This window comes from Vibrio sp. S9_S30, from assembly GCF_014694455.1.
Classification (GTDB): Bacteria; Pseudomonadota; Gammaproteobacteria; order Enterobacterales; family Vibrionaceae; genus Vibrio.
Genome location: NZ_JAAUWT010000003.1, coordinates 80729 through 102974 on the forward strand (window position 1 = coordinate 80729; position 22246 = coordinate 102974).

Annotated in this window: 16 protein-coding genes, 1 tRNA gene and 1 pseudogene; 8 read left to right on the forward strand and 10 right to left on the reverse strand. The window is 43.5% G+C overall.

Annotated elements, in window-relative coordinates; all coding sequences use genetic code 11:
* Positions 1-81 precede the first annotated feature (81 nt).
* Together HC752_RS04465 and sstT are read left to right on the forward strand one after the other, a co-directional pair.
* On the forward strand, positions 82-4068 hold the full coding sequence (locus tag HC752_RS04465) for a response regulator (RefSeq protein ID WP_190333927.1): 3987 nt from the start codon (positions 82-84) through the stop codon (positions 4066-4068).
* A gap of 395 nt (positions 4069-4463) precedes the next feature.
* The gene (gene sstT / locus HC752_RS04470; RefSeq protein WP_190333928.1) at positions 4464-5678 is read left to right on the forward strand and encodes a serine/threonine transporter SstT; all 1215 of its coding nucleotides are present in this window, start codon (positions 4464-4466) and stop codon (positions 5676-5678) included.
* 98 nt (positions 5679-5776) lie between these two features.
* On the opposite strand, the gene HC752_RS04475 is transcribed toward sstT, so the two are convergent.
* A complete protein-coding gene (locus HC752_RS04475; RefSeq protein ID WP_190333929.1) occupies positions 5777-6859 on the reverse strand; it encodes a tetratricopeptide repeat protein in 1083 nt (360 codons plus the stop codon).
* Between the two features lie 492 nt (positions 6860-7351).
* Between HC752_RS04475 and glgX the strand changes: the two genes are divergently transcribed.
* Positions 7352-9301, forward strand: a complete 1950-nt coding sequence (glgX, locus tag HC752_RS04480) for a glycogen debranching protein GlgX (RefSeq protein WP_190333930.1) — start codon at positions 7352-7354, stop codon at positions 9299-9301.
* 295 nt (positions 9302-9596) lie between these two features.
* Positions 9597-11300, forward strand: coding sequence for a sensor domain-containing diguanylate cyclase (locus tag HC752_RS04485; protein ID WP_238930408.1), 1704 nt, complete (start codon positions 9597-9599; stop codon positions 11298-11300).
* Between the two features lie 2 nt (positions 11301-11302).
* Here HC752_RS04485 and HC752_RS04490 read toward each other — a convergent pair whose 3' ends face one another.
* Positions 11303-12298 carry an arginine deiminase-related protein gene (locus HC752_RS04490; protein WP_190333932.1) on the reverse strand — a complete coding sequence of 332 codons (996 nt, stop codon included), beginning with the start codon at positions 12296-12298 and terminating at the stop codon, positions 11303-11305.
* A 530-nt stretch (positions 12299-12828) separates the two neighbouring features.
* Here HC752_RS04490 and HC752_RS04495 point away from each other — a divergent pair.
* Both HC752_RS04495 and HC752_RS04500 read left to right on the forward strand, forming a co-directional pair.
* A complete protein-coding gene (locus HC752_RS04495) occupies positions 12829-14694 on the forward strand; it encodes an ABC transporter ATP-binding protein (RefSeq protein ID WP_190333933.1) in 1866 nt (621 codons plus the stop codon).
* A 619-nt stretch (positions 14695-15313) separates the two neighbouring features.
* A complete protein-coding gene (locus HC752_RS04500) occupies positions 15314-15559 on the forward strand; it encodes a hypothetical protein (protein WP_190333934.1) in 246 nt (81 codons plus the stop codon).
* 116 nt (positions 15560-15675) lie between these two features.
* Here HC752_RS04500 and HC752_RS04505 read toward each other — a convergent pair.
* The 3 genes from HC752_RS04505 to HC752_RS04515 form a co-directional block, all read right to left on the reverse strand.
* Positions 15676-15750, reverse strand: a tRNA-Gly gene (locus HC752_RS04505).
* Between the two features lie 258 nt (positions 15751-16008).
* Positions 16009-16722 carry a DUF1223 domain-containing protein gene (locus tag HC752_RS04510; RefSeq protein WP_190333935.1) on the reverse strand — a complete coding sequence of 238 codons (714 nt, stop codon included), beginning with the start codon at positions 16720-16722 and terminating at the stop codon, positions 16009-16011.
* Between the two features lie 77 nt (positions 16723-16799).
* Positions 16800-17756 (reverse strand): DHHA1 domain-containing protein, encoded by a 957-nt coding sequence (locus HC752_RS04515; RefSeq protein ID WP_190333936.1) that lies wholly within the window; start codon positions 17754-17756, stop codon positions 16800-16802.
* Between the two features lie 255 nt (positions 17757-18011).
* Here HC752_RS04515 and HC752_RS04520 point away from each other — a divergent pair, with 255 nt between their 5' ends.
* The gene (locus HC752_RS04520; protein ID WP_190333937.1) at positions 18012-18371 is read left to right on the forward strand and encodes a diacylglycerol kinase; all 360 of its coding nucleotides are present in this window, start codon (positions 18012-18014) and stop codon (positions 18369-18371) included.
* 119 nt (positions 18372-18490) lie between these two features.
* Here the strand turns inward: HC752_RS04520 and HC752_RS04525 are convergent.
* The 3 genes and pseudogenes from HC752_RS04525 to HC752_RS04535 all read right to left on the reverse strand — a co-directional run.
* Positions 18491-18646, reverse strand: a pseudogene (locus HC752_RS04525) (alternative ribosome-rescue factor A); the annotation flags it as partial.
* 383 nt (positions 18647-19029) lie between these two features.
* On the reverse strand, positions 19030-19344 hold the full coding sequence (locus HC752_RS04530) for a hypothetical protein (RefSeq protein WP_190333938.1): 315 nt from the start codon (positions 19342-19344) through the stop codon (positions 19030-19032).
* Positions 19341-20240 carry a hypothetical protein gene (locus HC752_RS04535; protein WP_190333939.1) on the reverse strand — a complete coding sequence of 300 codons (900 nt, stop codon included), beginning with the start codon at positions 20238-20240 and terminating at the stop codon, positions 19341-19343. Before HC752_RS04535 ends, HC752_RS04530 begins: the two co-directional genes overlap by 4 nt.
* A 368-nt stretch (positions 20241-20608) precedes the next feature.
* Here HC752_RS04535 and HC752_RS04540 point away from each other — a divergent pair, with 368 nt between their 5' ends.
* Complete coding sequence (locus tag HC752_RS04540) at positions 20609-20986, forward strand: VOC family protein (protein ID WP_190333940.1); 378 nt, start codon at positions 20609-20611, stop codon at positions 20984-20986.
* A 50-nt stretch (positions 20987-21036) separates the two neighbouring features.
* On the opposite strand, the gene HC752_RS04545 is transcribed toward HC752_RS04540, so the two are convergent.
* Entirely contained in the window at positions 21037-21651 is a 615-nt protein-coding gene (locus HC752_RS04545; protein WP_190333941.1) for a fumarylacetoacetate hydrolase family protein, read from the reverse strand.
* A gap of 92 nt (positions 21652-21743) precedes the next feature.
* Positions 21744-22196, reverse strand: a complete 453-nt coding sequence (locus HC752_RS04550; RefSeq protein ID WP_190333942.1) for a MarR family winged helix-turn-helix transcriptional regulator — start codon at positions 22194-22196, stop codon at positions 21744-21746.
* Positions 22197-22246 lie beyond the last annotated feature (50 nt).

Genomic DNA, 22246 nt, shown 5'->3' on the forward strand with positions numbered 1-22246 from the left:
ATGCTAATTAGAGTTGTGTTTCTGTCGTAGCGTTGTAATGCCATGAAAATGAAGGCTCTATTCAATCTATTGTTTTTACTCATGTTTATCGTAAACATGAGTATCATCTTTGTCGTCGATCGAACAATAGATGTTTTCAAGGAAGAAGAACAAATTCTCCAAGATCAAGTCAACTTAATAAGAATGGGAAGTGAGCTTAAGCAAAGCTCTGATAATCTAACTAAATTCGCACGCGCTTACGCAGTAACAGGTGACATCAAGTGGAAAACGCTGTTTGAAAGGGTGTTGGATGTCAGAGACGGAAGAGCTCCTCTTCCTACAGGGCACGAGTTTAGCTATTGGGATGTGCTCGCGACGGATCCTCATTTAAATGCGCCCCTCACCCAAGGAATGGTCGGTGACACATTCTTACAACGCATTCATAAAGCCGGCATGTCTGACAGTGAAATCAATTCACTTGCTAACGCACTGTCTAAGTCGGAGAAACTCGTTGAGTTAGAAAAAGCGGCCTTCCAACAAATCGAGCTGGCGACCGCTCAAAGCAAACAGAACGCACTTTCCCTTCTCTATGGACAAAACTATTTTGATGAAAAATCCAAAATAATGTCGGCTATTGAATCGGCTTATCTCCCCAGTATAGATAGGCTAAACGATGAACAAATGTCAGCAGAAAAAGAAGTCGACCACAACTCCAGAATATTGTTTATCGGTGTTCTGATCCTCGGGTTTTTCTTAATTTTATCCTTTGCATTACTTTGGTTAGTCTACATCGCGCCACTTGGAAGAATGCAACATCAAGTCATCTCGAAGGTGAATGACCAAGACTACGACTTCACACTCAGCGAGAGAGTGAGAGGAGAGCTAGGTGCATTTTCCAGTGCCATCAATTCGTTACTCTTTAATTTACGATATGAGCTTAAAATAAGGCAAACCGTTCAAAATTATAACGACGTGATCCGTGGCAAAGAACAGCTTGACGACGTGATATCCGCTACCAAACAGTTTTTAAACACGCATTTCTCATTTCCACTCATCACTTTTTATCAAAACAAACGCGGTGACTTAGTCTCCATTAACAGTTTGGGAAACATTTATGATCCAACCCCCGAAAACGACACACTGCCATATTACTGCTTAGAAAGCGGTACACATCTAGTGGTTGAAGCCACTTCGCAGGCACCCTTGAAAATTGGTATGGGTGAAATGACCATGGAGTTACTCGAACTTCACGCGTTTCCCATACGAGCCAACAATAAATCACTAGGGGTAATACAGATAGGGACCACCATAAAGCTGAATAGAAACAACCTGAGAATCCTCAACGAATTGGTCGAGAATTTCAGCATCGCATTTCAATTAAGTTTGAACATAGAACAACAACGAGAAACGGAACAAGAAGTCAAAAGGCAATTAGAACTCAATCAGCACATTATCGATTCCATTCCTAACCCAACCTATTATCGTAACCGATTAGGAGAATACCTTGGTGTGAACGAGCAGTTTTGCGAATTCATGGGGTTAAAAGTAGATGATGTGCTTGGAAACCATATCGAGACACTCTTTAACGACGACACGGTACACCTACTTAAACGCCACGAGTTAGAACTGCTCCAAGGGACAAAACGCATTGAGTTTGAAATGATGCTCACCAATGGTAATGGAGAAGAACGAGATCTGATCGTTTACGAAGCGCCATTTTACGACCAGAACAATGGGATCATGGGTATTGTCGGTACCTTTATGGATGTGACTAAGACCAAACAGCTAGAGCGCGCCTTAATTGAATCAAAAGACTCAGCAGATAAGCTCAGCAAGATTAAGGGCGACTTTTTAGCCAATATGAGCCATGAAATCCGAACGCCAATGAATGCGATTATGGGGATGACTCACCTCGTTCTTTCTTCCGGCTTGGAAAAACAACAGCGCGTTTACGTTGAAAAAATTGATGATGCCAGTAAACAACTTCTGGGCATCATCAACGACATTCTGGATTTTTCAAAAGTCGAAGCAGGCAAACTGCAAATTGAAAATACTGAGTTTTGTCTCGATAAAGTTCTGGATAACCTAGCCAACGTATTGTCAGGAAAATCTGAAGATAAAGGCGTAGAGCTTATTTTTAATGTCTCACCCAATATCCCGAACCGACTGACCGGTGATCCATTAAGGCTAGGGCAAGTACTCATCAACCTAGCCGGCAATGCCGTGAAGTTTACGAAACGGGGTGAGGTGATCGTGAGCGTTTCCGAGGAAGCGCGAACCGACAACCTCGCTGTTTTGCGTTTCTCTGTAGAAGATACTGGTATAGGGATGACCCCAGAGCAGATCAACAATCTTTTCCAAGCCTTTAATCAAGGGGACACATCCACAACCCGTAAGTACGGCGGGACAGGGCTAGGGCTTTCCATATCCCAGCAATTAATTCAGCTAATGGGAGGGGAAATTATGGTGAGCAGCCAATATGGCGCAGGCTCCCATTTTTGGTTTGAATTGGAACTGGAAGTCAATGAAAAAGCTGAAGCTCAAGAACGCTATCTCATGACACAACATAAAAGTGCATTGGTTATTGATGACAATGATACCGCTCGGCTTATCGTGGCAAGCATGCTGACCGACATGATGTTTGACGTCGACGTCGCATCGAACGCAAAAGATGCATACCAGATGCTTAAGCAACAGACAAAACACTATGACCTACTTTTAGTGGATTGGAGAATGCCTCAAATTGACGGAATACAAGCCATTGAGCACATTATCAAACATCAACTTTGCCCAAATGCAAAAATAATTCTGATCACCGCTTATGGCAATCAACTCGATATTAATAGCCAATATGGTCACCTTATTGATGGGCTCGTCTTAAAGCCCATTTCCCCGTCCAATTTGCTCGACACCATTGTCGACGTGTTGGGCAGTTACATAACCCCAAACGACCTGAAAGAACCCACAGAAAACCAAGCTGTGCCTAATATTTCTGGAACCAAGATATTGTTAGTGGAGGACAACATCACAAACCAAGAAATTGCATCAACCATACTCGAAAAAGAAGGGGCCACAGTCAGCATCGCAAACCATGGTTTACAAGCGCTCGATTTATTAGACAAGCACACATTCGACCTGGTTTTGATGGACATGCAAATGCCTGTAATGGACGGTCTAACGGCTACCAAAGAAATTCGAAAGCGTTACGATAAGACCACTCTACCGATACTGGCCATGACAGCAAATGCCATGCGTGAGGATGTGGAAGCGTGTCTGAATGTTGGAATGAATGCCCATTTAGCCAAACCCGTGGATGTGCCTGGGCTTTTAGCAAAAATTTCCGAATTCACCCAAAACCAGTCTAGCTATATATCTGAGGAAAGCTGTATATCTAAGGAAAGCTATCAAGCTAAAGAAAGCTATAAACCTGAGGAAAGCCATAAACCTAAGGCAAACCATCGGACGCCAAGAACTTTAAATGGTCATGCAAATCAACCGGAGAATAAAATGAGTTCAGAGCATACATTTCCAGAGATAGAAGGCATCGATCTGAAAGCAGGATTGCATCGGTTATCCGGCAATGCTGAAATCTATTTCTCGACGCTAAAACGTTTCTTTAAATCGCAAACAAACGATATGGAAGAGCTGTTGCATTTGGCTAACGAGCAAGAATTAGAAAAAGCCAAAGACAAGCTGCATGCCATAAAAGGCGCATCAGCCAATCTTTCCGTCGATTTCCTTTATCAACATTCCTCTCGAATGGAAAAAGAGATAAAGAACGGACAAGCCTTATCGATTGATAATGTAAAGAAAATGATGGCGTTTGTGGAAATGGTCAATGCACAAATTCATGAAGCGGAAGAAAAACCAGAGGACAAAATCACTATCGACAGCAATTTTCACAAGTTGCTGGACCAGCTAAACACGGCCTTGCTAGAGGCAGACACAAAAGCGCTCACGATTGTTGAAGAATTGCAAAAATACAACCTTGGCGATGCATCCCCACTCAATCAAATGAGGGAGCTGCTGGATAGTTTTCAGTTCGATCAAGCGGCTGACATATTGGCTAGGCTAAAGCAATCCATTTAGCCTCAGCTTCCTACACACTTCGATACTGCAACCCGTCCATTTTCTGTCAAGCTGACGCCAACACCTAAACGTTCCAGCCTCTTTTTCATTACCACTTGATGGCAGTGCTCTTCTCCACACAAGACTTTCAAAAGCGATATCGCCGATATTGTTCAATGGAAAGTGACCAAGCTGTATACATCACTTAACCAATTAACAAAATAAATACCTAGTTAGATCGTATTTTATCAAATTTTAAACATAAATAACCGGATTAACCTAGACAATAAAACTTCAATCGATAAGATCGCCCCGCCGAAACAAAGCATTCGGACATTCATAGCTAAATACTCAAGCAGCGGGCGTATTCCTAAAACTAGCTTGAGCCAAAAATTTATTGCATTACAGGAAAGATTATGAACAACTCATCCGTGTTATCACGGTTAACAAACGGAAATCTTGTCTTACAGATACTCTTCGGCATTTCTTTTGGTGTTGCACTCGCAATCACCTCACCAGATACCGCAATACAAGCCAGTATGCTTGGCGATCTTTTTGTCGGTGCTCTTAAAGCGGTTGCCCCCATTTTAGTCTTCATTCTTGTCGCCGCTTCTATCGCCAATCAAAAGAAAAATCAACACACAAACATGAAGCCAGTGATAGCGCTGTACCTTTTGGGGACGTTCCTTGCTGCGTTAACCGCTGTTGTAATGAGCTTTGTTTTCCCAACCACTCTGACGTTGGTTGCTGGAGCAGAAGGCGCAACCCCTCCACAGGGCATAGCGGAAGTTCTACACACGCTTTTGTTTAAGTTGGTGGACAACCCAGTCAGCGCACTCATGAATGCTAACTACATCGGCATTTTAGCTTGGGCTATTGCGTTGGGGCTCGCACTGCATCACGCTTCCGATACCACCAAGGCGGTTTTTGAAGATTTAAGTCAGGGTGTTTCACAGATCGTACGCTTTATCATTAGGCTAGCGCCGCTTGGTATATTCGGTCTTGTCGCCTCTACGTTTGCAACCACCGGCTTTGACGCACTTTTCGGCTACGCAAAGCTACTGGCCGTTTTGTTGGGGTCAATGTGCATTATGGCGCTGATCATTAACCCAGCGATTGTTTATGCTAAGACGAAACAAAACCCTTACCCCCTTGTTCTAACGTGCTTACGAGAGAGTGGCGTCACAGCGTTCTTCACTCGTTCCAGCGCTGCCAATATTCCAGTCAATATGAATTTGTGTTCAAAGCTTAAGCTGCATGAAGATACGTATTCTGTTTCTATTCCTTTAGGCGCCACCATTAATATGGGGGGGGCTGCCATCACCATCACCGTGCTCACGCTTGCCGCTGTACACACTATGGGCATTCAAATTGATGTAATGACAGCTTTGCTTCTGTCTATCGTCGCAGCGGTATCCGCATGTGGTGCCTCTGGTGTCGCTGGCGGCTCATTACTTTTGATTCCATTAGCTTGTGGGCTATTTGGTATTCCAAATGATGTTGCGATGCAAGTCGTGGCCGTTGGGTTTATCATTGGTGTCATTCAAGACTCTGCTGAAACCGCATTGAACAGTTCCACCGACGTCGTGTTCACCGCCGCAGTATGCCAATCTTTAGATAGACAGTCATAACAAACAAAAATGCCCCGCAATTGCGGGGCATGGTCATCAATACGTGTATTGGATCGTTTATCTGGAAAGAGAAAGAGCACCTAATCTTGGCTTATTCCTTAGGTGAAATCGTTATGCTTACTGGGTTCTTCAGTTTCTTTCTCTAACGTTCTCACGACAAATTCATCACCGTGAATCTCAGGAAAATATTCTTCACGCTTATACATTTTGTTTAATGCTTTGATGATCGAATGTCTTTTGATCTTTCCTTCCTCTAGCCTTGATAGAATGGGTTTGGTTAACCCTTGAAGACCGACAATCGCATCGATTCCAATCAAATTGCCAATTTCATCACGGCGCTTCTTGGCTTTTGAAAAACCAGAATGAGCAGAAAGAAAAAACCAAATATAAGCCAGTGCATTACCTTGATCATTCGTATCAGCCCAAAGCTCACCCGCATAAAATTGGGCTCGCCCATTCCCCATTTCGGCAGCGCATTCAAGCCAATAGGTAGCGCGAGTACGATTTTGCTCAACACCCTTACCTTCTGCATAATGACGACCTAAACGAATCATTCCTTCTATTGAGCCGAGGTTCGCCGCTCTGTAACTCCATTCTGCGGCTAAAGTGTCGTTAGGCGTTGGGTTCGACTCCGCAACGTACCAATCACTCATGTACAACTGAGCGTCAATATTGCCTTCTTCGGCCACCTCTTGAATTAACTCAATGCCTTTTTGCAAATCTTGATCGATACCGTGGCCTTTCAACAAACACAAGCCCACTTCAAACTGAGCTTGCTTGTCACCGTTCCTCGCTTCTATCACCTTACTCCAATACTTTCCTTTAAGGTTCATCATGTGATTATCACTAAAGCGATTGCACAAGCGAACCACGCTGTACATGGCAATTTCATTGTCGGCGTTTGCTGCACGCTCATACCAATATAAAGCCTCTCTAGGATTCCCTATTTCCGTTTCTTTCGCTAGGAACAGCTGAGTGGGGACATGACCCGTTTCTGCTTTATAAACACGCTCTTGATGATCTTTTGCCTTAGACGCTTCCATTGCCTTTCTGTATGCTGCTTCTCGAGCGATTTTTCCCTGCTCTTCAGCACGCTTTCGGCTACTGATTGACATCATGCCGATTCCGACGAGTACGAGACAGATCACGGAAGCGCTGATGGCAATGGTCATTAAATTCATAGGAAACTGCTGGTGATAAATACAAGCTGTATTGTACCGTTTTTAAATGGGCTTTTTTAGGGGGAATTTTACAAAAAGCGTTGCAATGACGATTTTACCTTTGTAGCTCAAACAAATCAGTCAGTTACTCTATAAATCTTTGAGTGCAGGCTGAACAATTGAACACTGTTTCAACACTTTGCGCGAAAGAATTTCATCAAAAAATAACCAAATCAATCCATACCAAACGAGAGCATGCTCAAGATTACACCTCGTATATCGGGTGAATGGGAAATATTTCTTCTCTAAAAAAGAATGCTCAGTAAGGTTGACGTATGGTCATTAAAAATCATACTTAAATCACTACTCAAATTCATGCATATCAATATGTACGTGAACTCTTATCGACTCGTCATATTGAAATGAAATGCACTGGAATCTGAATAATCTAAGTGTTTCGGAGTGATGGCATTGCTCTGATCTTGAAATTAAAGAATAGAAATACAGTTAACCATGGATAAAAAACGAGCACGCCCATTTCCACTCGGAGCGACACCAGACTCGACAGGTTGCAACTTTGCCGTTCACGCCCCCAACGAGACGGATATTCGTCTTGCCTTGTTCGATAAAAACAACGAATTTGTCAGTTACCCACTTCAAAACCTTGGACAAGGCATAAGAGCCATCTACCTAGAAGGCGTAGAGCTAGGACAACACTATGGCTTTATTGTGCCATTTGACGATTCTGAGATATTGATTTCCGACCCTTATGCAAAAGCATTAAGCCAACCTCTGCACTATGTCCCACCGTATACCGCAGAAAAAAGCTGGGGTTTAGCGAAAAGCGTCGTCACGTCCTCTGAATTTGACTGGCAAGGCATTACGCCCCCAAGACGTCCCCATGAAGAGATGATTTTGTTCGAGACACATGTCAAAGGGTTAACCAAGTTACACCCTGAAATCGCTCAAACTCAAAGAGGAACCTATCGCGCATTAGCAAGCAAAGATATGCTCGCGTTTTACCAAAAACAAGGCATCAACACCATTCAGCTACTGCCCATTGCTGCTTGCATGCACGAGCCGAACTTGCTTGAAAAAGGCATGACAAATTACTGGGGATATAACCCATTTGTCTTCATGGCTCCAGACCCAAGATACGCAGAGGAGGATGCCGTTAAGGAGCTGAAAACGGCCATTAGAGAGCTTCATCGCCACGGCATCGAAGTGATTTTGGATGTGGTATACAACCATACAGCCGAAGGTGGCGCTGACGGACCTGTGTTTAATCTTAAGAAACTCGACCCTTCACACTACCTCGCCCATAATGGTCATTTCTCAAACTACACTGGGTGTGGAAACACCTTGGACTTAACACACCAACCTACCCTCAATTTAGTTATGGACACGCTAAGGTACTGGGTGCAGGAATACCACATAGACGGATTCCGGTTCGACCTCGCGGCAACACTGGGTAGAAATCGAGACCACTTCAACCATAAGGCCTCATTCTTTCAAGCCGTAGGACAAGATCCTGCTCTTCGCGATACCAAGTTGATTGCCGAGCCTTGGGATATCGGTCCAAATGGATATCAAGTCGGCGGCTTTCCTGATGGTTGGAATGAATGCAACGACAAATTTCGTGATGTTTGCCGTAGCTTTTGGCGTGGTGATCAAGGCTACCTTAAAGAGTTTGCCACACGTCTCATGGGTTCAAGAGACATTTACTCTGCAAGCCGTTGGCCGGAGAAGCTTACGATCAATTACGTCACCTACCATGATGGCTTCACACTGCAAGATTTGGTGTCTTATCAACACAAAAATAATCTAAAAAATGGCGAAAGCAATCGAGACGGTCATGGAGACAATCGCAGCTCAAACTATGGTGTAGAAGGCGACACAAATAATATGTTGATCAACGCCATGAGAGAGAAACAAAAGCGAAATTTCATGGCAAGCTTGCTGTTTAGTTTTGGCATTCCTCATATCCTAACGGCTGATCTCCTTTCTCACTCTCAAGGCGGTAACAATAATGCCTACTGCCAAGATAATGACCTCAGCTGGCTAAACTGGGAGCTGTCTGAACGTCAGAAACACTTCAAAGATTGGCTGGCGATGCTGGTTGCAGCAAGAAATAAGTACATGCTTCCATTTGTACGCGCGTTTAGTGGCGATTCCCGAAACGACAACCGAATCACGTGGCTCCGGACCGACAGTGAAGTGATGTCCCATGATGATTGGAACATTGTCAGCGCTATCGCTCTTCACATGGGAATCGGTGCAGATGGTCGGGAGCTTCTGTATCTGATTAACCAATCAAGTGTCCCAGCAAGATACACATTACCAGCCTCTCAGGATCAACACTGGCAAGTCATTTGTGATACCTCTTTAAGCCGAAAACTTGATGAAAAAGTGCATGGCGAGCAGTGGGTTCCCCCCATGACACTCATGATTCTTCACAACTAAGCCGATTTCATGCCCAAGTCACTCATAGTGCATATTGCGCCGTGAAACGACTTGGGCATGCAGAAAACACTTATTTTATAAATAGGCTCACATTGTTTTTTGGACAAGTTACACCCCCTCCATATACATCCAGTCGATATGCATTGATACACGCTTAATTTAAGTCTAAGATGGCGAACTCAAAAATGGGATCTACTTCCAAATTTTAATAAAAACAACGTCTATGGCTTTACCAAAAATACTAATAAAATTCATTCGTCCATTTATCATCATCTTGATAATTGTAATGTTATATATGGCATATCAAGAACTTAAGGAAACAGAAAACCAAGCATATCGACAATCTCAGGCAAATATTCGTACAGCCAGCTCATTGATACAAGCACACCTAGAATCAACGGTGAGCAAGTTCTACATTTTGGAACAGACGTGGCTGGAAAAAGGCTTTGGGGCTTATCAAAAAGTCGTTCAGCAGATCTTGCTAGAAACTCCCATATACTCAGATATTATTCTTCATGCAGAACCCAAAGATAACGCCCGTTCGCATCGCAGCTTTTCTTTAACAAATAGCTCAACTGAAAATCTCAGCTGGAAAAAACTCCACAGCTATGGTGAGAAATTTTATGTTTCTTCTATTTACGAAAAGGAGCCTGGTCATTGGGTTTTTGCAGTAAAACATGCCAACCCTAAGCTGCTCTTTAATGTGTGGATTGAATTCGATCTCTTTTATACGACACAACATTTTAAAGATCTCAAAACCTTAGACCACGGTTACGTCTTTGTCGTTGACTCCACAGAAAAACGGTTAATATTTCACCCAGATCCACAACGCGTTGGAACACGTTCAATCAGCTATAGGGCAGGTATTGAAGAACAAATAAACAATGGCATTCGCTTCGGAAGCGTTGAATATTATTACAAGAATGACCATAAAATTTCGGTATTTTATGCGGATAACGATTTAGGGTGGGTATTTGTTTCTGGCACTGGGCAAGCGGACATTCTCGCCAATTCTTACCAATTTAGCCTGACGGCTATCATGTTTTGTTCTTTGTTGTTTCTAACGGCTGCGGTGAACTACATTACATTACAGTTAAACCGAGAACTATCAAAACTGAATATGGCGCCGGATCTTTTGAGTTTCAAAAACCAACTCAAAACCCTATTTCGCCGCTTCTTTAACCATAACGGTCTTCAGCTGTGTTTATATGACCACCAGCAACACACCTTTTCAACAATCGACTATCATGGAAATACCAACGTTGTATTGCAGAATAGACACTTAGCCGACAAATTAGCTAACCAAAAAAGCCTTAGCTATACATTGGGGAAACATGGCGATGAACTTGCTCAAACGTTAAAAATACATTCACGCCACTATACAATTCCCCTTATCGTTAAAGACAAATTGTTAGGTGTGATTTACCTGTCTTGCGCGATTCCAACTTATCGAACGTTGATACTTCTTGTCAGAGATTTCACTCAAATTTCTCTCTCTAACGTTGTTCTTAGCCACCAGCTCAAAAACAAAGATGGCATGACTCTATTAGACAATAAGCAGTATTTCTATTCTCGCCTGAATCAACCTGTCGAGCACTCCAATCGCTACATCGCGTTTATCGATATTGATGACCTTAAATCCATCAATGATAACAATGGGCATCTTTGTGGAGATAGGATCATCATTGAGGTAGCAAAAACAATGAGCGCATTGTTCCCAGCACCATCTGGAGTCAGTGTAGCCCGTTTGGGAGGGGAAGAGTTCTGTATATTATTTGATGCGGTGACGGCGCAAGAAGCCTTTGAACGTATTGAGCATCTGAGAGATGAAATAGAAAATACAGATTTCATGTACGAAGACAAGGAACTGAATATCACGGTCAGTATCGGGTTAACGAAAGCTGGGCAAGATCAACGCTCATCCATCGAAAGAGCGGATCTTGCACTTAACCGAGCAAAAGAAGCAGGTAAAAATCAGGTCGTGATGAAAGCCGCTTAGCGTTAAAGCATGGCGACTCGAGGAGAAAGGAAGACCTCTCCTAACATGCAGCGTACACTCCCACCGCCAATCGTCTCGATGGTTCCGACATCAAATGGAAGCAGTTTGCCGTGTTGAGCGAGCTGCTTTCTTTGTGCTTCACTAAATGCGTTGTATGCAGACAGCGACATCGCGATTAACTTATCACCATTAACCGACTGCAACTCCAAAATATTGCCACAGAACTGGTTCATTTGTTCAATGCTAATAGAGATGACTTGGCGATCTCTGGCTAATGATTTCAACACAAAACGTCTTTCGTACTCGGGGATCACTTCATCGCAAATCACACAGAACGACTCACCGACCGCCATCATCACATTGGTATGATAAATTGGGTGGCCAGTTTCGGGTAAGGCGGTTTGGAAACTGATCACTCGGTCATAGCCAATTTGCTTCGCGTAATCTTCGAGCACTTCTCGGTCACACCGCTGGGATAACGCAGCATAAAGGGTTCGGTTTATATGATCTTTTACCATCACGCCCGTACTTTCCAAATACGCTTCTTTATTTGTGTAACTTAAAAGACTGTTGTTAGTTGAACGAACGTTCCTGCCCGCTTTTTCAAGCGCCTGTACAAGGGCTTCCGTTCTTACTTCGTGTCTTCGGTTTTCACACGCCATAGGAAATGTAAAAAACTCGCCATTTCGAGTCGTACTGAACCAATTGTTCGGAAAAACAGCATCTGGCGTTTCAATCACCGATTCAGGGTAATCAAATTCCACGACTTGAATGCCATTCTGGCGCAATGTTTTTGCCATCGCTTTGAATTCTGCCATTGCTTTTTCGCGAATCACTTCTGTTGATTCATCGACTGCATTTTGAAATTCATTATCCACGGCAGTTTGTGCATTAAACGCAAATTCTTTCGGTGGAACCATCACAACACAGTTGGCGTTCTGGACACCTTGCTCACTGCATAACAGAGAGTCGACATTTTGATTAGGAGAATGAAACATATTTTCCCTGGCAACGTTGATGGAACACCCTTGAATTGTAAACACAATGTTAACTATCATTTCACTGTAATTACCTAAAATTAAGAAATCAGAAACCAACAATTCACTGCCATTTATCAATTTCACCAAAAATATAACTGAACGCACTTTTCGATCACATATTAACCAGCATCACTTACCCAGCCAATGCATTTCGCGATTCCCATACCGAATCCATGCTCAGTAAATGCTATTGATTAATAACAAGTTAATGTTACGATCGACAAACTAACAAATGCATTAAGTTGATTACATTTCCATGAGGTTGGTGTAGAGTAAATGGTTAGGATGTTCTTTTGTGCACAGAGAACGTCTGAATTTTCCTTAGCTACCTCAAGTCATTACCTTGATATCTCTTAAATAGCTAAGTTTCGAATGAAAGAGCTCCTCTCCTCTTTGAGTCGATCACCTTAAATTTAACAAAATAACCAGTTGCGCTAATAAGCCACTGCCCTTATTGGCAGCGGGACGTATTCTATTAGGAAGGAAGTATGTTCAAACTGTTCGAAAGCTTTACGAAGGCCTTTCCCAAGGATGAGCCAGAACAACCACCAAAAGGCATTTTCGCTTTTTGTCGTCATTATACGAGAGGGTACGAAGTCCCATTGGTCATTATGGCCATTTTTGCCACCTTAGTTGCCGTTATCGAAGTCTCTCTATTCGGATTTATGGGGCAACTTGTTGATCTAATTAGCCAAAGTAACGCAGAAACCTTTTGGCAAGAAAACAAAGACACGCTACTTTGGTTCGGCTTTTTGCTCCTCGTCGTCATGCCTATTCTTGTTTCGGTGTATTCATTGCTTATTCACCAAACCATGCTGGGTAACTACCCAATGTCCATTCGTTGGTTGGCTCACCGATACTTATTGAAACAAAGCCTCTCTTTTTATCAAGACGACTTTGCTGGTCGAGTAGCGACGAAAGTCATGCAAACCTCTCTTGCTGTGAGAGAAACCGTAATGAAGACATGCGATGTTTTCATCTATGTGTCGGTGTACTTCACATCAATCGTTGTGATTCTTGCACAAGCTGATTGGCGCTTAATGATTCCCATGCTGGCTTGGCTTACAGCATACGTCGGCATTCAAACCTACTTTGTTCCACGCTTAAAGAAAGTCGCGGCAGAGCAAGCGGATGCGCGTTCGACCATGACGGGCAGAATTGTAGACAGCTATACCAACATCGCCACGGTGAAACTGTTCTCACACAGTAAACGCGAAACTGAGTATGCCGAGCAAGGCATGAAGGTTTTTTTGGATACCGTGCACCGCCAAATGCGGTTAGTCACCGGCTTCAACGTGTGTGTTCAAGTATCTAACTACATCATGGTATTCGCGGTAGCCAGTATGTCCATCTTCCTCTGGATGGATAACGCCATCAGTGTTGGCTCTATCGCCATTGCCATAGCACTCGCTTTGCGCATCAACGGTATGTCGATGTGGATCATGTGGGAAGTGACGGCTCTATTTGAAAACATGGGTACGGTAGTCGATGGTGCCAATACGCTATCCAAACCCATCGCCATTGAAGATAAAAAAGACGCACAAGATCTCAATGTAGAACAAGGAGGCATCCGCTTCGATAATGTCAGTTTCCATTACGGCGAAAACAAAGGGGTGATCGACAACCTTAACCTCGACATAAAACCTGGCGAGAAAGTCGGATTGGTGGGACGCTCTGGAGCGGGTAAATCAACACTGGTTAACCTGCTGCTTCGCTTCCACGACGTTGAAGGTGGCAGCATTAAGATCGATGGTCAGAACATATCGGAAGTCACTCAGGATTCACTTCGAGCTAAAATAGGCATGGTGACGCAAGACACCTCGCTTCTTCACCGCTCGATTCGAGAAAATATCTTGTATGGCAACCCCGACGCATCAGAAGAAGACATGCTCAAGGCAACGAGGCAAGCACAAGCGCATGAATTCATCGATACATTAACCGACCCGTTTGGTAATGTGGGTTACGATGCTCAAGTCGGTGAAAGAGGCGTAAAATTGTCCGGTGGACAAAGACAGCGCATTGCAATTTCACGAGTACTATTGAAAGACGCACCTCTACTTATTATGGATGAAGCTACGTCGGCACTCGATTCTGAAGTAGAAGCAGCAATTCAACACAGCTTGAATGAGCTTATGGAAGGGAAAACGGTTATTGCCATTGCGCACCGTCTCTCAACTATCGCTGCAATGGATCGCTTAATTGTTCTGGACAAAGGCAGCGTTGTTGAACAGGGTACTCACCAAGAGCTTATTCGTTCTGGTGGTATTTATGCACAACTTTGGGCTCATCAAACTGGCGGGTTCATTGCAGAAGACTGCGAGTTAGACACTAAAAAAGAGGCGAGCCCTGTCTAGGTGCTCCCTTATATCATCTTGAGGGGCGGTAAATATACCGCCTGCTTACTGTTCTTACTGTTCTTACTGTTATTAATAGCACGTAATGCCATAGTGTCATATTCGTCGTAAAATACCTGCCCCTCTCCAATCATTTCTTCATTCCTTCATGCAACAAATAGGGCAACGTTCTCCCTTCCATTTCTGCTGTTTTCAATGTCGCTACAAACGAATGCTGACGAAAAAACGATGACCTGACGCTGAATATTAAACTCGGAAAAACCAATTTGTCTGCCAAGCCCAGCACTGAAAACGGCATGGAATAACCGTCAGTCTTGTATCCGGAGATCTTAGAACGCTACTGAGAATGGCTGAACCGATTCGCTCATTAAGTCCATCGAATCTCTAAACTCAACAATATGAGCTTAAAACAGAATTCGTTTCATGCATAAGAATGAGTTACATAAGCTAAATGTAACATCAATAGAAATATTTATATGAATAAATTCAGACAAATACCACCAGACAAGACGGAAACCGAAATAAACATAACATTATGAAACATAGAACGCGTAGATGAGGCGTAAGCTACTGAGTAAGTTATTGGCGACAATCATCACCTTTGGACTAAATAGAGTACATGAGCCAACTTACGATAAACCTAACCCGCACCCAAGTAGATTTTATACAGCGTCACAACTCCCCCATGATTGCACTCTCGATTCGGGAGTCCTGCACTGGCGAAACGAAAGAAATACATACTGTGGCGTACCGACGAAACGATGGTGGGAAGATAACGCTTATCGAGTCATACAAGTTAGAAAATGGAGAGTGGATGTTCAGTACGTCTACCGAGACTTACACGGAAAAGCTAGCGCTTACTTAAATTAAAACGACCACTAATATAGAGCAAGACATACGACCGGATGCAATCGTGATATGCATAATGGCAAGGCTATAAGGCAGACAAGGAAATAAGTGATTGAAATCTTAGGAAGGAATTGGAGCGTGCAGCGGGAGTCGAACCCGCATCATCAGCTTGGAAGGCTGAGGTAATAGCCATTATACGATGCACGCATCATCGTTGAGCGGGTTCTATATTGCCACAAGCATTGAGAATTGGAACCCCTAAAGGTCACTTTTTTCTTAGAAACTCAACTGGTTGCTTGATTTTGAATCAACATGAACAAGCATTAATCGAATATTGGGATTCTTGTGTCGTATTTTACCTTGTTCATGGAGATCAACATTCGGAAGTTCTCCACGTTCGGGGCGGAATATAAGAGCTCATTGCAAAGTGATCGTTTCTATCTAAACCCACAATGAGCAAAAACCTTAGTGAATATAACCCGCAACGGTTTGAACTGGCTGACTCTGATTCCCCTGAGTCAGCCAAACCGCCACAGCATCCGCATTATTAGATGCCATGATATTTTGGAAGTCCCAGTGTTGTTCTGCATTCATCTGGTATTTATTCAAAACCACAAAGTCATGTTCCAATTCTCGCCCTCTGTTTTCTCCGGCTTTGATTTTTGTTTTTTCATCCATAGCCAGCAAAACTAAGTGCGCAGTGTACTGACCTTGACGATCATACGTTAATGAAAAGCTATCTTGATTCTTATGGAGTGTGAGTGCGCCACGATCATTTCGGTTCTTGGCTGGTAACGGGCTTCGCGAGAAAAAGCCACGCCACTCTTTTCCATCAACTACAAACCCCGGCGTATACACCGAGCTAATGGCTCCATAAGCGCGATACAAACGCTGTCTCTGGCTATACGCTGGATGGGCAAAGTCATCTTTCCACCCTAAATAATCCCAATAATCGACATGAAACGCGATAGGGATGATCTCTTCCCATAGTTTTGCTGAAGATTGGAATTTGCTTAAGAATCGATCGGCTGGTGGGCAACTTGAACACCCTTCAGACGTAAACAACTCAACGAGTTGTGCTGGTTGTCCTTGGTGAGTCCATGTTTGAGCGGATATCGATGTCGACATGAATAGGGCTGCCGCACTAAGCCCAAGTAAGGTGAAAAAGTGGTCATTCATGGGTGCTGTCCGTTTATTAATTCAAACAGACAGACCTACAAATCCATGAGTTTCTTTCATTCTACTTGCAAAGGGGGCTAGCGGTAGTAGGACTCAATACGTTCAATAAACCGCGGTAAATCGGCAGGCTGCAATGCATTGATCCCAGCGGCGGCTTCACGCCCTCCCCCAGTTGGAAACTCACTGCAAATTTGCCCAGCACCTTGCTTGTTATTGAGCGGGGCACGCAGCGAAACCATGTAAGACCCATCTAAGTTACTGGTTAACACCGCATGAGCAGAATTTGGGGTTGAATTGGCTAAATGGTTCCCTAAAACCCCACTGATCCTTCCAGACCAAGATTCTTTCGGCAATTGTATAACGGTCAACAAATCCGATTGATGAGTCGCTTTCGCCGCTAAGGCGTTAGAAAAGTCGCTCTCATACGCCGACTTCAGTACATGATAAGGGGAGTTAGTTTGCTGAATGGCATCAAACGGAGATGAGTACGGCAACAAAGCCTTAAACAAATCGGCTGGATGATAATGCAAATCTTCAACAGTTGCGCCGTAACCATTGTAGTTCACCAATGTACCGAACTCTTTCAACTGCTCTTTTTGTTCCTTGGATAAAGAAAGTTGATCGGCAAGATCGTCCGCTCGCGCAATCATGTTGTCACCGTATGCCGCTGTGATCGCCCACAAACGGTACTTCCCAGCTAAGAGTTCATCAATAATCAGAGCCGTACAGGTGTTTGGGTCGGTATTGATATGAGCTTGTAGATTCTCCGCTTCAGGAATGTCACCCGGTCTATGATGATCCGCATAAAAAACCTTTGCCTTTCTCTCAAGAGCGTTTAACAAATCCGCTTTGTTCTTTTCCATTGAAATATCGAGAACGGTCAGATCATCACCTTGCTGGACGTCGATTTTACTGATCAAATTAATGTCACGCTTCACGCCAGTCACGAGAACGGCATCTTTAGGTTGATTCAGCCTAAGCTGTAGAAGGGCGATAATGCCGTCTGCATCACCATTAAAAATATCGTAATTCATCCATCTCTCACTCTATAACACAATCCTTATGCTCAACTTGCTAAACGCTATATTCACTGAACACACATACAGAGTAAGTGTTGTCAAACTCCTGTCAACAAGATTAAACCGATGAAAATAGAATACAATATTCTCCCAAAACACATTCTCTGAAACCAAGCCTATCGCCTAGACAAAGACGTGGATGAACCTAGCGTCTTTAGGTTACTTAGGTATACAATGCGTGTTTTGTATTGAGAAATCTGTAGGAAAATAATGAAACCTGGGGCTACCGGACTTACTCGTGTTGTGCATGCGACACGCTACTCTATGAAAGGTTTGCAAGCTGCATGGAAAAATGAAGCCGCTTTTCGTCAAGAAGTGGGATTACTCGTATTTCTCAGCACATTAACGTTTTTCCTACCCGTTACTCCACTAGAACAAGTGGCTATGATCAGTGTCGTGCTTTTGGTGATCATTGTTGAACTGCTCAATTCTGCCATTGAAGCCGCTGTGGATCGCTTTGGTTCGGAATGGAATGAGTTGAGTGGGAGAGCCAAAGACATTGGATCTGCCGCGGTATTTGTCGCCTTATTGCTGGCGGGTCTTGTTTGGGTAGGTATTCTGTTCCTATAGCTTTGCTGAGTACCCGTTAACTCTCACTGAACCAAGTTAACTCTCGCTGAACCAAGCTTCTTGAGGTTACTTAGGTATAACGAAAGAGCCCTATTCAAAAAAAGCGATTACGCCGCTTGCTTTGAATAGGGCTCTTTCCCTTTATGTTTGTTCCCTCGGCTAAAACTGCCTTTTCCTTTCTTCGCTTTTACCACCCGAGTTCTAAAAAGCTCACTGGTGACTATCGCCTTAAGCGCATTATCTTGAATCACGCCTCTGCCGTGTTCGTGTTGCATCCCGACCACATTGTCGTGGATAAGCGTCTTATTCTTGCATTTCTTTGCCATTTTAAGCTCCTTTGCTCTATTCGCAGGAGATATTGGCTATCGTGAGTATGAAAGTCAATGCGAATTTTAGAAGCGGAACATAAAAGAGAAGAGGATAAGAGACCCGAGCTAGGCGTCATTAACACGGTGCGGCAGACATGTTTGATTTCGAAATCTGGGTATAACGGAGAATCCGTGATTTATACCCAAGTAGCCTCAAGGTGCTTGTTGGGTATAACCGAAATCCAATGCACAAAACGAATATAGGGGATGGGCGAGCACTAGTACAAGTGCAAGTGCAAGTACAAGTACAAGTACAAGTACAAGTACAGACTAGAGTCTACAGCCCCTAATCAAGCAACGGCGTCCAGAATTTTATCAATCACGGCAATCACCTTTTTGGATATCTTCAACAAGGTTGCATGAGAATCTAACGCGCCTTCTGCCTCTATGGCCACTTTTTGCTGTTGCTTTAAGAGTTCAATCGCCATCGCGATCTCTTCCGAGGATCCCTCCGGTTTTCTCGCCGCCACCCACCGATCCAATCTCAAAAACAACTGCCGTTGTTGCTCTCGGATCTCGAATTGTTCATGATCAATTGCGCTTTCTGCGGCTCGACTCAGCGCCTTCATGCTCACTTGTATCTCGTTGACCACCGTGTCTGTCATTTGTCTTGCCCTTTGCAACTGAGTTTACTATCGACGACTTCGACGCCATCTTCACAGTTTTCCAATAACCCTTTTGTTGTACTGAAGCGAGAAGAGACCTCTTTCATTCTAGCTTGCACTTGCACCAAAGTGGCCTTCGTAAACATTCCGTTATTGAGGCTTTTTGCCATCTTATTATGGCTCGTTCGGAAGGTGTCAATTGCTTTAACCGTTTGCTCGATAAGAAGAGGGGTGGCCGCCATTTCTTCCCATTGTTCATACAACCTTTCTATTTCATCCCGACTTGTTTTTAGCGGCATTTGGCGAAGGTTTGCTCTTCGATTGAAATCCTGAACTTCTTCACTCAACACATAGGAACGTGATAAATAAATTGCCGTGCCTATCTGATGCGCTTTAATCAACTCCACCAATTTGAGGCTCAGCTGAGAAACGATGGCATCGGAATTTGTAATGACTTTTTTGAGTGCTCGCTGCTTTTTTTCTTCACTGTAGCTCCCCACTAACGCCACCAACGCACTTTGCGCAACCCCTACTTTGTCTTCTGATATCGAAAGATTGACCCATGGCGACGATTCAGCCGCTTGATACAAACTCAGTGCGGCCAATTCTGCATCAGCTTCATTATTAGCAGAAGCCAAATCATTTAACGCCTTAGAATAGGCAAGAAGCGCGTTTGAAATCGCTAAAATGGGCGAGCTTTCCGGCAATTGGTAAGTTGCCAATGGCGCAAATTCGTCGGAATTGAACATCACTTTAGAAGAGCCATTATATTTGGCTGCAAGATAGGTGAGATCTCGGTGAGACTTCGCTTGATTATATTCGCTGACGACCCCAGACACATGGTCAAGCATATTGGTCGCTGACTGGCTAAAATCCGCCACATTACTCTTCGGCACATTAGCGCACCCAAAAAGAACCAATAGTGTAGCCATTGCTACCGCATTTCTAGTCAACATCCTTTAAATTTTCATCACTCACTCATGTGTTGAAAAACATACTTGCATATATAATGCCGACTATTTGTGATGTTATGCACGCTTTTTAAATAAGAACATCCCATTTGATAGCAAATTACCTCTTTAATTTCAGCAAGTTATATTTATATCACTGCATATGATTGAGCAGAATATCCTACATGGTCTGTTAAATAAGAAGCATACGTCATGAGAAAACTATGTTACTACTCTTCGGATAGCTAAACGTAAACTCGCTCTTTATCTCGGTATCTGACGAAACCCGAGTACACAATTGAAAAGGAAACCTGATGTCTGTTGAACGATTGATGACCACACTTTGTACGCACAACTTGCTTGCCTCTAAGCAATTTTATCAAACGTTATTTGGCTTTGATATTGGGTTTGAAAGTGAATGGTTTATTCAGTTGGTGCATCCTAAAAGCAATGTTGAATTAGGGCTTATTACTGCGGGACATGAATTGGTTCCCCCACGGTATCAGGGAGCAGCCAGTGGTTTGTTTGTCACGCTTGTCGTCGAAGATGTCGATGCCGTATTTAAAATGGCCGAGCAGAGAAACTATGTTGTTCTTCAAACGCCTGAACCCACGTTTTATGGCCAAAAAAGGCTATTACTGGAAGACCCCGCCGGCGTACTGGTCGATGTCTCCACCCCCCTTCCTATCTAAATATTGCGGTTGTCTATGCCCAAGTAACCTCTAGATACTTGGGTATCATCTTATTTCGCCACCCATTCCGTTTCAATCAACGTTTTATCTAGGCATTTGATTCTTGCTAAAAAAAGATCGCCTTTTTCAATGGTGCCCACCCCCTTTGGTGTCCCCGTCATAATGACGTCTCCATCTTCTAGACTGGTGTAACTTTGCAGTTCATCCAATATGTGAAGCGGTGGATAGAGCATATCTTTGGTGCCGCCAGACTGAACGCGAACGCAGTTGATGAACAATTCTAGTGTGAGATTGGGCAAATCTTGCGGTAAAATCGGCACAAAACGACTCAACACAACGCTACCATCAAAGGCTTTTGCTCTTTCCCAAGGTAACCCTTTGCCTTTCAAATCAGATTGAAGGGCTCGCTTGGTTAAATCCAGCCCAAACCCGACATGGCTTAGCTTCCCCCCCATGACCACAAAGCAAATCTCCCCCTCATAGTGGAGCGTTTCTCCAAGGAAAGAGTGAAGAGTCGCACTGATAGAACTGTTGGGTTTATTGAACACCACCATTTGGTCTGGAACACTGTTATTCAGTTCAGCAATATGCTCAGCGTAATTTCGACCAACACAAAGTACTTTTGAAGGTGTCACTGTCCGTTGTTCAACCTGAATGGTGTTCATTGTTAATCCTTAAGTTAATCGCTAGTCCTTGAGTAAATCGCTAACCCTTGAGTGAATCGCTAACCCTTGAGATATAAAGAATCGGTGAATAGCTAATGGTGATCTAACTTCTTTAGCAGCTTTTCACATAACTGCTTCATTTGAATCAAATCGTCGAGATCCATATCCAAAGCACACAACATCTCGCTTGGCACTTTTTCAGCGTCTAATTTTAGAGCTTGTCCTTGCTCGGTTAAATACAGCTCTCTTACCCGCTCATCATGTTGTGCACGTCGTCTCTCCACCAGCCCTTTACCTGAGAGCCGCTTCAGCAGAGGGGTAAGTGTACCTGAATCCAAATAGAGTTTATTCCCTAGCGCTTTAACATTAATGCCATTTTGTGACCAAAGCACCATCATAACCAGATACTGTGAATAGGTAAGATCCAGCTTGTCTAGCAATGGGCGATAAGCACGTATAACGGCATTCGTTGCGCTATAGAGTGGAAAACAAAATTGATTCTCCAATTTGAGTACTTCTTCGCTGTCTGTCTTTTTCTTCGTCATGATGTTGTTCTCTGGCTTCCCTAAGATGTGCTGATTTAGGGGTGTGACAT